This window comes from Echinicola arenosa (genome assembly GCF_014841125.1).
Lineage (GTDB): Bacteria > Bacteroidota > Bacteroidia > Cytophagales > Cyclobacteriaceae > Echinicola > Echinicola arenosa.
In genome coordinates this window covers 175188-188463 of the sequence record NZ_JACYTQ010000001.1, presented here as the reverse complement: position 1 = coordinate 188463, position 13276 = coordinate 175188, and the positions used below count along the sequence as shown (strand labels likewise).

Annotated in this window: 12 protein-coding genes; 5 read left to right on the top strand and 7 right to left on the bottom strand. The window is 38.2% G+C overall.

Annotated elements, in window-relative coordinates:
- Position 1 precedes the first annotated feature (1 nt).
- From IFO69_RS00755 to IFO69_RS00740, 4 genes are all read right to left on the bottom strand, one after another.
- Positions 2-2503 carry a zinc-dependent metalloprotease gene (locus IFO69_RS00755; RefSeq protein ID WP_192007046.1) on the bottom strand — a complete coding sequence of 834 codons (2502 nt, stop codon included), beginning with the start codon at positions 2501-2503 and terminating at the stop codon, positions 2-4.
- A gap of 214 nt (positions 2504-2717) precedes the next feature.
- Entirely contained in the window at positions 2718-3179 is a 462-nt protein-coding gene (locus IFO69_RS00750) for a Spy/CpxP family protein refolding chaperone (protein ID WP_192007045.1), read from the bottom strand.
- A gap of 10 nt (positions 3180-3189) precedes the next feature.
- A complete protein-coding gene (locus IFO69_RS00745; protein ID WP_192007044.1) occupies positions 3190-3567 on the bottom strand; it encodes a hypothetical protein in 378 nt (125 codons plus the stop codon).
- A gap of 36 nt (positions 3568-3603) precedes the next feature.
- A complete protein-coding gene (locus tag IFO69_RS00740; RefSeq protein WP_192007043.1) occupies positions 3604-4152 on the bottom strand; it encodes an RNA polymerase sigma factor in 549 nt (182 codons plus the stop codon).
- Between the two features lie 268 nt (positions 4153-4420).
- Here IFO69_RS00740 and IFO69_RS00735 point away from each other — a divergent pair, with 268 nt between their 5' ends.
- Both IFO69_RS00735 and IFO69_RS00730 read left to right on the top strand, forming a co-directional pair.
- The gene (locus IFO69_RS00735) at positions 4421-5578 is read left to right on the top strand and encodes a TIGR03364 family FAD-dependent oxidoreductase (RefSeq protein ID WP_192007042.1); all 1158 of its coding nucleotides are present in this window, start codon (positions 4421-4423) and stop codon (positions 5576-5578) included.
- 6 nt (positions 5579-5584) lie between these two features.
- On the top strand, positions 5585-6265 hold the full coding sequence (locus IFO69_RS00730; protein WP_192007041.1) for a phosphonatase-like hydrolase: 681 nt from the start codon (positions 5585-5587) through the stop codon (positions 6263-6265).
- Positions 6266-6313: 48 nt separating this feature from the next.
- Here the strand turns inward: IFO69_RS00730 and IFO69_RS00725 are convergent, their stop codons facing one another.
- From IFO69_RS00725 to serA, 3 genes are all read right to left on the bottom strand, one after another.
- On the bottom strand, positions 6314-6892 hold the full coding sequence (locus IFO69_RS00725; RefSeq protein ID WP_192007040.1) for a helix-turn-helix domain-containing protein: 579 nt from the start codon (positions 6890-6892) through the stop codon (positions 6314-6316).
- 41 nt (positions 6893-6933) lie between these two features.
- A complete protein-coding gene (locus IFO69_RS00720) occupies positions 6934-7860 on the bottom strand; it encodes a universal stress protein (protein ID WP_192007039.1) in 927 nt (308 codons plus the stop codon).
- 758 nt (positions 7861-8618) lie between these two features.
- Positions 8619-10511, bottom strand: a complete 1893-nt coding sequence (serA, locus tag IFO69_RS00715) for a phosphoglycerate dehydrogenase (protein ID WP_192007038.1) — start codon at positions 10509-10511, stop codon at positions 8619-8621.
- Between the two features lie 153 nt (positions 10512-10664).
- On the opposite strand from serA, the gene IFO69_RS00710 reads away from it, so the two are divergent.
- From IFO69_RS00710 to IFO69_RS00700, 3 genes are all read left to right on the top strand, one after another.
- A complete protein-coding gene (locus IFO69_RS00710; RefSeq protein WP_192007037.1) occupies positions 10665-11189 on the top strand; it encodes a DUF4920 domain-containing protein in 525 nt (174 codons plus the stop codon).
- 8 nt (positions 11190-11197) lie between these two features.
- Positions 11198-11401: a hypothetical protein gene (locus IFO69_RS00705; protein WP_192007036.1), complete on the top strand. Its 204-nt coding sequence runs from the start codon at positions 11198-11200 to the stop codon at positions 11399-11401.
- A 741-nt stretch (positions 11402-12142) separates the two neighbouring features.
- Entirely contained in the window at positions 12143-13258 is a 1116-nt protein-coding gene (locus tag IFO69_RS00700) for an efflux RND transporter periplasmic adaptor subunit (protein WP_192008918.1), read from the top strand.
- The last annotated feature ends 18 nt before the right edge of the window (positions 13259-13276 follow it).

Genomic DNA, 13276 nt, shown 5'->3' with positions numbered 1-13276 from the left:
TTTATTGTTCAGTGCAAATAGGTGACAACCACTCATAGCTTTCAGACCCAATGGGTGATCCATCTGGTGTTGGGATAGGGGACATGAGTTCGACGGGATCCAAAATTTCCCGATCCATTTGATTGATCAGTTTTTGGCAATAGTTTTTGTGAGCATTTTGTTCTTTTCCTCCTGGTTGGATAGAAAATTCCAATTTGCTTATCCCGTATCGGGCAATGCTTCTCGCTTGTTCTGAAGCTTGTTTGCTTTTATATAAATTGATCAGGTGCTGAAGGAATATTTTTTCAACGGTTCTTTTGATCTCTTGTTCATAGGATGAGGCTTCTATTTCAGAGGGCATATTAAAATTACTTATTTCTTTGATCATGATATCAATAATCTCAACCAGTCCAGGTAAGTTTTCATTGATAGCGTGTTGAGCGACTAATCTGGAAGCTCTTTGTGGATCGAGCACCAAAGAGAGCGTAAGGTCAGCTGCTACATGGGCTGGTGCCAATGGATCAAAAGTGAGTCCTGTTTTTCCCTGGAAAGTTTCCCTAGCGTTGGCCGAAAATCCGTAAGGTCTGGGAGGTATATTCTCGTACACACGATGAGGAACAGCCAAGGCTTTTGGATTCAAAGTAGCCATGAGGGATTCTGTAGCTCTAACTTGTTCTTCGGCTGATACAGGCTTAACAGCCTCTCCGCCATCTCCTCTTAGAGTATACTGATAATTTACCCCTGCAATGAGCTTCGCCGCGGCTTCCACTTGATAGCGGTGAAAAAGATAAATGGGAACAAATACTTCTTCCAAAGTAGCCAAGGGTTGTCCCATTTTTATTTTCTTTTCATTGAAGCGGTCCAGTACATACTTTCTAACTTCCATTACATGATCAAGCTCATCTACAGCACTTTCTCCATTGTCCCACAAATGGGTCTTGGGATGAGCACTTCCGGTAGGCCTAGCATCTTGATCTGAGAGAAAATCTAATCCTTTTTTACGATAACTTTCAACCATTTTGCTGATTTCAGTTTGCTCATCAGCTCCACTAGGAAATTCAGCGTATGCCATTTGAATGGCCACTTTGTCCCATTCACCGATTCCTACCGCATAGGCATCTGATAGGTCAAGGGAATTATCATCTTTAAATTTGACGGAGGGATGAGGATAATCCATTACTGATGCGCGATTGTGAGCACTGGCAATATAGTTATGGGGCAATCCCAATGTATGTCCCACTTCATGTGCCGCTAGTTGTCTCATTCTGGCTAAGGCCATTTCCAGCATGGCTTCATCTTCTATTTCTCCTGTTTCAAGATAGCGGGCAATAAGACCTTGGGCAATCAAAAAGTCTTGCCTTACCCTTAGAGAACCAAGAGTCACTTTCCCTTTAATAATTTCTCCAGTCCTTGGGTCAGTAATCCCGCCTCCATAAGACCAACCTCTTGTGGATCGATGAACCCATTGGACCAAATTGTACCTTATATCCATTGGGTCAGCTTCATCTGGAAGAAGTTTGACTTGAAAAGCATTGATAAACCCTGCCGATTCAAATGCTTCAGCCCACCAGCTGGTGCCTTCCATCAGGGCAGAACGGATGGGTTCAGGCGTGCCGGGATCGATATAATAAATAATCGGTTCCACTACTTCACTGGGCGCAGGGCCTGGATTTTTCTTGATTAGGCGATGTCTACGAATATACCTTTTGACAATAGATTCATTGATAGGTGTCGCAAAATCATAAAAGCTTACCGCATTTACCCCAGCTCTGGGGTCAAATAGACGGGGGGTATAACCATCATCAGGAAGCTCCACAAAAGAATGGTGCATCCTCAAAGTAACCGCGTCAGGAGTGGGAGTTACGCTTCTCAGATAGCTTCCTGCCTTGGATCCCTCAAGCGTGATGGTGGCTTCAATTTCAGTGTTTTTTGGAAATGCCTTTGTTCGAGGAGTATAAATCGCAGATCTTTTAGGGTCCACTTTGTAGTTCCCTTGGTTTGACCTGCTGATGGATTGGATTGCTCCAACAGCATCCTGTAAAGCAAATTCTGTAGCATCAACTAGGTAATGGTTCCCGGATTCCGCACTGATTTCAAATCCCCATAGTATTGATTCTGCGAATGATTCTTGGACAGCCCTCTTTTCCATTTTGTTATCGGTGATGGCCCGGTAGTCATAGTTGCTTTCTGTCATCAAGAGTTTCTTTCCAGACTTTCTAAAACTCACCACATGAGCTCCAGAAAGCTTGCCTCTATCTAGGCCAATGTCATTTGAACCAAGACCAGCAGCAAGGGAAGGGTAGTAAAGAATTTCTTGGTCCAATGCGGTGATTTCTAACCATATTTTTCCGGTATTCTCATCCCAGTAAAGTGGGTAGAAACCATCCTGTTTTTCCATTTCAGCTGTAAAATCATTTATGGATGGTCTGGATTTCTGTTGCGAAAAGGCGTCAAATGGTGAGAGTTGGGCCATCAATATTAGAAGTGGAAGCACTTTTAATAGCTTACTCAAAACGTTGTTCATGTTGCGTAGGGATTGTAATTGGATGAAAAATTGAAATATGAGCGTCAAACTAATTGACTGAAGTTATCTGGGAATATCGGATTATGACAGTTAATGCTAACAAAATACGTTTAAAAAAGCCAATGAAAATCCATGAAAGGTTAGACAAAATAAAAGCTCCATTACCTGTCAATGTAATGGAGCTATGAAATTTTCTTGATACTGTCCGTTGTAATTAATTGGTTTCTTCTCTGGGCTCTTCCCTTCTCATGTCCCGGTTCATTCTATAGAGGTGCCGGACAAAATCTCGGTCAGCTTCCTGAAGCAAGTAAGCCTGTTTGGGACTTAAGGCCTTGGCAAACTTGGCTATATATTCTTTTTCTAAATCAAGAAGTTCTTGTTGGGTGGCTAATTTTGAAGCAATCAATTCTTGAGCTTTTTCATCGGTAAGGTCTTCCTTGTCCACTCTGGATTGACTTCTCATCTTCTTAAAGATGTTTCTTCTTTTTTCTTCAAACTGGTTATAAAGGGGCCAGAATTTAGTGGCTTGGTCTGGCTTGATGTCCAACCTTTGGGTAATAAAGGCTATTTTGGCTGCTTCCAGTTTTTCTTGGTCATAAGCAGGTTCATTTCTCCTTTGGGCGTAAACGCTTAAAGAGAGCATTCCTAGAAGCAAAATAAGGCTTAATTTTTTCATTTTATTTAGGTTAATAACTCCAGAGTTCTTCTTCCAATTCACTATCACTCACATCGTATGATCCCCATTCTTCAGCCATCACCTGATCCAATACAGCATTAGGGTCTTCCGAGAGCGAAAGTACATCTTCTACATTCCATTCTCCTTGGTCGATCAATAGTTCTACTTGATCATCGACGGCTATACTATTGGCTTCTATAAGGGAATTGGAAGATTCAAACTTATAAATAAACAGGGCTGCAGAGAATATCAAAACTGCGGCAGCTGCCCATCTGCTGTAGTTTATCTTTCGAATGTTATTTTTACTTCTATCCAGTATTTCTTCTGGAAGGCTTTCGAAGTACCCTTCAGGAACTTTAAATATGTCTCTCTTAGGAATGTTTTTCATAATGCTAATTCTTAGACAGTTGATTTCGCAAAAGGTTTACTCCCCTTTGATTTCCTTTTCTATTTTTTTTACTGCATGGTGATAGCTTGCCTTTAAGGCACCAACTGAAGTTTCTGTAATTCGACTGATTTCTTCATAGCTAAGTTCCTCATAATACTTTAAGTTAAAGACCAATCGTTGTTTTTCAGGAAGTTTTAGCAATATTTTTTGTAATAATACCTGAATGGCATCACCATCTATGTGCGGTGATGTGTCGAGATAGTTGGCCATTTTCTTTTCATGATCATCAATCTGTAAGAAAAATCGTTTCTTTTTTTTCTCCAGAAAATTAAGACTTTCGTTGGTAGCTATGCGGTATAGCCAAGTAAACAAGCTTGATTCGGCCTTAAATTTATCGATGTTCCGAAATGCTTTCACAAAGGTGTTTTGTGTAATATCATTGGCGTCTTCATGGATAATGACCATTTTTCTGATGACCCCATAAATTCGCTTCTGGTATTGCTCAACCAGCAAGCGGAACCCCCTCTCTCTCGTTTCAGGTACTTTAACTAATGATAAAATGGTGCAGTCATCCAAAAGGTTCATGGTTAGCTTAGACCGTTAATCTAACGATAAGTTTAATGAGGTGGTAAAAATTCATGATCGAAATACATTATTAGTTTAATTTCAATAAATATAAAGTTTTCTTAATACGAAAAAAGTTTACTAATAGTAAAATTATATTCATATTTGTTGAATCAATATTTACAAATGTGAATAATTTAAATAGTCAGGAGTTTAGCTTTTCAAATATTGATGTCACAAAAAGTAAAAATAAGGGTCAACAAAAAGTGTATTTGAAACATTACTAACCATGAAAAATAACTTTGATCTCGTCGTAATAGGAGGGGGCATTTTGGGAGCCTTTCATGCTTTTCATGCTTTAAACCTTGGATTTAAGGTGGCTTTGGTCGAAAAAGATAAGGCACCGCAGAGTGCCACTACCAGAAATTTTGGACAAGTAGTTCCTTCTGGGATGAATACCAAATGGCAGGCATATGGTCGGGAAAGTTTGAAGATCTACAAAGAAATCCAGGCTAAATTTGATATTTCCATTCGTAATAATGGCTCTGTTTACTTGGCTTCAAATGAGGAGGAAGTGCAGTTAATTGAAGAACTCCATGAGATAAACAAGGGGAATGACTACTCATCCTCTATGTTGAGCAAGAAGGAATGTTTGGAGAAATATCCAGGCCTAAGAAGTGATTATGTGCAGGCTGGATTGTTCTTTCCTGATGAAGTGACTGTTGAGCCAAGAGTTATGATTCATCGACTTTTGGAGTTTTTGGAAAGGGAAAAGGGTTTGGAGATTTTTAGAAACCAGACTGTGATAAATTGTGAAAAGTCAGGAGAAAAGGTTCTGGTTCATATGGCTTTAGGGAGCATGTTAGAGGCTTCAAAGGTGGTAATATGTAATGGCAAGGACTTTAAGATGTTGTATCCTGAGATTTTTGCCCAAAGTGATCTTGAAGTTTCAAAGCTCCAGATGTTGCAGACCAAGCCACAGGAGAATTATCAGTTACCAGGGTCTGTATTGACAGGTTTATCCATCAGGCGTTATGAAGCGTTTTATGAATGTCCATCATTTGCTGAAATTAAAAAGAAAGAGGCTGCAGATAGTTTAGAAAAGAAATGGGGAGTACACATTCTTTTCAAACAGGCTATGGATGGGTCGGTTATTCTTGGAGATTCCCATCAGTATGCGGACGCCAGCGATATTGACGATCTGGGCTATGGATTAGATATGGATATTGATGATTTTATGATCCAGGAAGCTAAGAAAATCATTGATTTACCGACTTATGAAATCGCCCACCGATGGTATGGAATGTACGCTCAGTGTAAAAATCAGGATATTTTTCAAAAGACCATAGATGAAAACATCCATATAGTAACGGGAATTGGAGGCAAAGGCATGACCGGTAGTGCTGGTTTTGCTCATGAAAATGTAAAGCAAATATTTAACAAATAAGGAGTTATGGAAAAAATAGAATTGGTGGTGTTTGATATGGCAGGTACTACTGTCGATGAAGATAATGTAGTCTACAAAACAGTTAGGCAAGTAATCAACGATCAAGGGTACAATGTAAGCCTTGAAGAGGTGTTGGAGTTTGGTGCAGGTAAAGAAAAGCATCAAGCTATAATAGATGTTTTGACAGCTTGCACTGATGAAAAAAATGTACAAGCAACTGCAGATAAGGCTTTCGCTAATTTTAAACCAAGCCTTATTAAGGCCTATGAAGAATTGGATGTAAAGACCTTTACTGGTGTGAAAGAACTGATGGAGTCCTTACGGTCAAATCAGGTTTCTGTCGTGCTAAACACAGGCTATGATAGAAAAACAGCCTTGGGATTATTAGCAAAGCTAGGCTGGGAAATTGGAAAAGATATGGATGGACTTGTCACAGCTGACGATGTGGTCAATGGCAGACCTCAGCCAGATATGATCCTAAAAGCAATGGAAATTGTAGGAGTGAAAGATCCCCAAAAGGTACTTAAGGCTGGAGATTCAACTATTGATATTGAAGAAGGTAAAAATGCCAATTGCGGATTGACCATTGGGGTCTTGAGCGGTGCACAAACTAAGGATCAACTTATGACAGCCTCACCTGATTATATCCTGAATAGTGTCGCGGAATTGGAAAGTATTTTATTATAATTAGTTTGTTTATTGTTTGTATCGCAAGGCCTGCCCATTAGGTAGGCTTTACTTTTCATTGTTAATGAAGAAATAAAATACCAACATTTTGGCTGGTTTACTTACATTGTTTACAGGGACATGGGGAATTCGGCCATCAAAGAATAAGGCGTCCCCCTCTTTCAAAAGAATTTCCTCTTCACCGATGATATAACTGCATTCTCCGGAGATCATATATTTGAATTCAAAGGCATCGGTCTTGACCTTGTCTCTTTTGGATCCTGGTTGAACCTCAAGCATAACCGCTTCAAAACCCAAAGAGGCAAGCTGTTTGCCAAAAATCAACTTGTAAACAAAGCCTTCAGCATCCTCTTCTTTTTCAATGACTGAGAAATCGGCTGATCGACAAACAAAAAAGTTGTTTTCCCCATATTGTGGCAATCCGCTGAAAAACTCTGGGACATCTATTTTTAGCGACTTAATGATGTTCAATAAAACAGGTAAAGAAGGTATGGTTCGGCCATTTTCTATTCTCGAAATAAGCCCATTACTAACATCTGCTTTGGAGGCAAGGGTGTGAATGGTTTGCCCATTACTTTTTCTGATTTCCTTGATTCGTTTCCCAATACCTACTAAATAATCTTCCATTCCTTATTTTTGAGCAATCTTAAAAATTTTGTTGGAGCAGCTTAAATTTCAAGAATATAATCTAAGATTCCTGCATTTTTCCCTTTTGGTCTTGTTACCACCAGCGGGAAATCCTCGTTAAGCTGGATCAATCTTTCGGCAATGCTTCCAATGAATAGGGCTGTTGCTGCTGTTCTTCCTTTAGCCCCAATAATAATTCCATCCACATCAAGTTCTTTGGCCTTGTTCATGATATCCTCAACAGGGTCATCATTGTTGTCAATGGTGTACATTGGATCAATTTTTACATTCTTTGTATCAATCTTACGAATGAATTTTTTGAAATTCACTTGGGCATTGACCTTCATGATTTCTGCAAATTCCTCATAGCTTTTCCCAGTAAGATGATAACCTGATGGAACTGAGAATACGTTTTGACAAACTATTTCTACATGTTTTCCATTTCTTTCTGCTATCATGATAGCTTCCTCCAAGGCATCTTTGGAATAATCAGAAAAATCACTAGGAACCAACAGTTTGTCAACTTTGATTTCTTTGCAATTTTCAGGAACGATCATTAGTGAACAAGAAGCCCTTCTGGCCAGTCTTTGTGAGACTACACCACTTCCCGGTAGGGTTGTTTTTCTGCCCACCAAGATCATGTCTGCAGATTTCTCGTGAGCAAGTTTAAGGATTTTCTTGGATAGCTGCCCTTCTTTCACTACGTAGGAAATGGCAATATCATCGCTTTTGTTGAAACGTTTTTCAACGATTGCCTTCATTTGTCCCTTCCTTTCTTCTACCATGTTTTCCACTAGGTTTGGAAACTCCTTAAGGATGTCTTTTGGTATCTGAAGGTTTCGGATAACATTAGTAAAATAGACTTTCTTAGTGTTGTTGATCTTAGCAATAAAAGAGGCGTATTTTACCAAAATTTCATCCATTTCGGTGTGGTCGAGGCAAACGATTAGTTTTTTAATTTGATACATTTCCTAAGCAGCTAAGTTTGGTGCAAAATTATGATTTAATGTGGAGTGAAAGCAATTAAAAATTAATTATTGTAGCAATCTTCCAAGTACTGCCATGAAGCAGAAGTCTTGATCGAATATAAACTTAATGTTTAAAATTTACCAAAAAAACAGGTTTTTAGCTAAAGAGATTGGTAAACATCCATTTTTTTAATAAATCCATGTTATAGGTTAATTGTTGATTTTACGAATAAAATTTATGTCTCTTCAAAAATTGTTGAATAAGAATTTAAAATAGACCAATTTGGTTGCTGAAAAATATGGTTATAAATAATTTTATTAAATGAGTGCTTTTTGATTTTATTGTTTTGTGTTTTTGGTAATATTCAAATTATTGATTAGGAGTAGTTAGGGGTGGTTTCTATATCAAAATGGATATCTTTATCATTCCTCAATCTTATTTGTATATTTGCAAAAGGCTCGGATCGCCGACATGTTCAAACTTCACAATTAACAAAAATACCGAGTGAAGCCTTTTTTCAAAACCAGGCCTCATCCTGATTTATTTCAGGACCTCGTTTCTTCGGAAGCAGGATAACAGTGGAAGGTTGCGAAATTCGGGCAGCTCAAATCTTGTCTATAAAGAGGTTTGCAACACTCTAAGGTCCGGGCTTTTTGCTTTTTTATTTCTTAATTCATTTGGCCTACCAAAAAAACGAAAAGAGAGAAATGAAAAATCATTTTCCCTCTTTTGATTGTTATGGTTAGTTGTGTTGTTTTTAATAAAGAATCCTGAACCTGATCGTGCCTTCTATTTCTTTCATGGCATCGATTACATCTGGCGAATAAGCTTTGTCTATATCCGTAATCACATAACCGATTTTTTCATTGGTTTTCAGGTATTGGCCCACAATGTTGATTTTGTAGTTTGCCAACACTTGGTTGATTTTGGCCAGTACACCAGGAGCGTTATGGTGAATGTGGATCAACCGGTGTGCATCACGCAAGAAAGGTAACTGAATATTAGGGAAGTTGACACTGTTGAAGGTATTGCCAGTGTTGATGTACTCGATAATTTTGCCAGGTACAAACTGGGCAATATTTTCCTGTGCCTCTAAAGTGCTTCCCCCAATATGAGGAGTCAAAATGGTATTTGGACAGCCTTTCAATTCAGATTCAAATGGCTCATCATTGTTTTTTGGTTCAGAAGGGAATACGTCTACTGCCGCTCCAGCTAAGTGGCCTGATTCCAGAGCTTCTTTCAAGGCAGGAACTTCTACTACATGTCCTCTACTTAGGTTGACCAAGATGGAGCCTTTTTTCATTTTGAAGATCTTTTCCCTGTTTAGGACATTTTTATTGTCCTTTCTCCCATCCACATGAAGGGAAATAATATCACAGGTTTCCAGTAGCTCGTCTAATGAATCTATTTTGGTAGCATTGCCAAGTGCCAGCCTTTCTACAATGTCATAGTAGAGAACGTGCATGCCCATGCTTTCAGCCAAAACAGAAAGTTGAGCTCCGATGTTTCCATAGCCAATAATTCCTAGTTTCTTTCCTCTTACTTCAAAGCTTCCTGATGCAGATTTGTCCCAAATACCCTGGTGCATTTTTAGGGTTTTGTCATGAAGGTTTCTCATCAAGAATATAATTTCTGAAATGGCAAGCTCTACCACAGAGCGAGTATTGCTAAAAGGTGCATTGAAAACTGCAATTCCCTTTTCTTGACAGGTTTCTAAATCGATTTGATTGGTTCCGATACAGAATGCGCCGATAGCGATCAATCTATTGGCATTTTCCAATACTTTTTTGGTGATCTGGGTTTTGGAGCGAATCCCAATGATGGAAACCGTTTTGATTTTCTCACATAGCTCCTCTTCAGACATGGCAGAGCTTACAACTTCTACATTGTAACCTTCATGCTTCATGATTTCAACCCCAATAGGGTGAACGTTTTCCAAGAGCAGTACATTGATACGGCTCTTTGGATAGGAAAATTTCTTATTCATTTTATTAACATACAAAATTTCATCCAAGCTTGGGGCAATATGATCCGCTTTTGAAGAAACTTTTGGACGATTGATGTTTTCAGTAAATGCGTAAAATTTATTGGCAAGCCCAGAAGCTTTGATTTCATAATCAGTATAGCCATCTCCCACCACATAAACATCGCCTTCAAGGTTAAGTGTCTTGATGGTTTCTGGTTTGCCATTGTTTTTGGATAGTAAGTTGTCCCTGTTAAAGTCTATAATGTTGTCCTCTTCATCATAGATAAATTCGTTGGCAAAGACATTTTCTTCACTAATGCCATAAACGCCCACAACAGGAGTGATAAAATCCTTGAAGCCATTGGAGATGATATATATATTGTTGGCATTTTCCTGAAAAAACTCCCGGTTTCTTTGGAAGGACTTGGAAATTTTTTTCTTTAATTCAGCTACAAGTTCACTGATTTGCGCTTTGTTGGCATTCAGTATTTCGATTCGCTTTTCAAGACTTTCACGAAGCGTTACTTTTCCCTCCATACCAAGGTCAGTGATGTCTTTGATTGCCTTTAATTTTTCATCTCTTTTTGGGTCATTTCTCAAACTTATCTCACCCAAAATATCTAAGGCTTCTACTTGAGTAAATGTGCTGTCAAAATCGATGATAAACTTTTTAATCATGGTCATTTTGTGGTGAACTTTTAATGATTTGGCCGTAAATTTAGTATATTATTAATTTATATTATTATTTGTTACGAAAAATACTTTTAAAATTTTAAAGGTGTTTTTCAGAAAAAGCATATGTATTTTTGTGAAATCTTATAATTAGACGAAATAGCCATGAAAATTGTCACTAAGCTCTTTTGGGTACTATTAATATGCTTAAATGTTTTGGCCTGCAGCACTAAAGAAAATGCCCACGAAAAAGTTTCGGAAACGGATCAAAAAGAAACCAAGTCTGGTGAAAACGTAGCAGGAGATTATGGTTCAGAATTGGGAGAAGGAGAGGTCACACCTTTAAGCACTATGATAAATTCCTTGGAACAAAATGATACTTTCAATGGGAAAGTTGAAGGAACAATAGAAGAAGTTTGTGTCAAAAAAGGATGCTGGTTGACCATGGCTTTACCAAATGGTGAAAAGATGCGGGTTACATTCAAAGATTATGCGTTCTTTGTACCAACAAATTCCAAAGGATATCCTGTGGTTTTAGAAGGTGAGGCCATTAGAACAGTTACAGATGTCAAAACATTAAGGCATTATGCTGAAGATGGAGGAGCTTCCAAGGAAGAAATAGAAGCTATCAAATCACCCAAAGAGGAATATACTTTTGAAGCAATAGGGGTAGTGATCGCAGAAAAATAGATGATTATATGGCAATAGCATTGGATAATTTGAGAGTGGGTAGGTTATATTACCTTGTAAACTATGGTGAAAAACGACAGTTGGAAGTTTTAGCTAAACTCGGAAGGGATAATTTCCAAGTAAAAGATTTGGATACATTGGAAATATATGAAATGGAAGAGTTGCTCCAATGGGGGATTGGCAAAGATTACGACTTGGATGAGTTACGTTAATCTTAAGGAGCCACATTCCTGTTTATTGTTTTTCTAGACCGTTAAAAAAAGGATTTAGCAATATTAAAAAGTACTATTTTTAGGTGGAACAACTGTAATCTGCTGGTTTTGAATAAATAGCATGTTGGTTTTGGCTGATTTTTTGATGATTATAGGAAGTTTATGGAGAATTATTGCCGATCATATAAAAATAGAGCCATTGCGTTAAAGAAAATATATTTTTGCATTTAATGAGATAGGTGCAGACTTTAATTAAACTTATGGTAAATGACCATAGATGCTAAGTCTGAAAAGCCTCTTCACCCAAGTTCAATAACTAACCATTTTAAGATGCTTTCTAAAGAAAGAGGTTAGCGCCTTTGGTATTGCCTACATCTTAATTTATCCACATTCCACAGGGAGACCCGTGGTTACATTTTGTGAAGCTGATAGATTCAGTTTTTGGATTTCTTGAAAGTATTAGCCTTGATTGTGGCACTTCTAACTTTCTTTCCAAAGGTCTTCAGTCTTGTAATTGGTTTTGTTAATTGAAAGGGTATTTTCTAAAATATTAAATCTCCAAAATAGCCAGGGGTTGCCGAAGTGGTCTGAAAAGGTCTCTATGGGAAATTATTGTCTGGCTTGTAGGAGAGTGAGGATTGAATAAACTACTACTACTTAAACTATATACCATTTATGAAACTGACGTTTTACAACAGAGATTCCACTAATTACTTTTGCTGGAATGCTCTACTGCTCTTGATGGTTTGCATGCCTCTTGTTTTTTCCTGTAATGAAGGAAACACCAGAGAGTATAAAAGAAACAAGCCTTTGAGTATTCCTATTATGAAGTTGTCACCAAAAAAGATTGAGGTGCCCCAAACTTATGTTTGTGATATACAGGCTGTGCAATTTGTGGAAGTGAGGGCGAAAGTGGAGGGGTTTGTAGATGAGATTTTTGTAGACGAAGGAGAGTATGTAAAAAAAGGACAACCTTTGTTCAAGTTGAGTTCTGCGGAGTTGGCAGAAATGGTAAATAGTAATCGCGCGAGATTGATGCAAGCCAAAGCAGAGGCTCAAGCAGCTAAATTGGAGATGGAGCGTCTACAGACATTGGTAGATAAAAAGATCATCACTTCTTCAGAATTAGAGCTCGCCCAAGCAAAATATGAGATGGCGCAATCTGGGATTATGGAAGCAGAATCCATGCTTAAAAATGCCCAGACAGGACTTTCTTACACCACTATCAAGGCTCCTTTTGATGGAATTGTAGATAGAATCCCTTTTAAATCAGGTAGTTTGGTGACTACTGGTGATTTGATGACGCACATTACGGATATTTCTGAGATTTTTGCTTACTACAAAGTCAATGAAAATGAATACCTCAGGTTTATGAGGGAAAAATTGGAATCGGGTGAAGAAGAAGTGTTGGAGAAAGAGTTGACCTTGGTTTTATCTGATGGACAAGAGTATCCCTATAAAGGGAAATTAGAGACCATGGAAGCGGACTTTGAGCAGGGAACGGGATCTATTGCATTTAGGGTAAGGTTTCCAAATCCAGATGGTTTGATCAAGCATGGCGCAAGTGGGAAAATCAAGATGACGAATGAACTGGATAATGTATTTTTGATTCCACAAAAGTCAAGTTTTGAAATTCAGGATTTTAACTATGTATATGTACTGACTAAGGACAATCAAGTTCAGGTGAGAAGTTTCAGGCCTTTGAGGAGGTTTGGGTTGTTTTATGTAGCAGATGGATTTAAAGATGGAGAAAGCATCATCTATGAAGGCATCCAGCAGGTGAAGGACGGTAGTGTCATTGACCCTGTAGCCATTTCTGATGAAGAAGCCTACGATACGCTTTTCCAATCTTTATAAGAGCTTGATTGACCAATT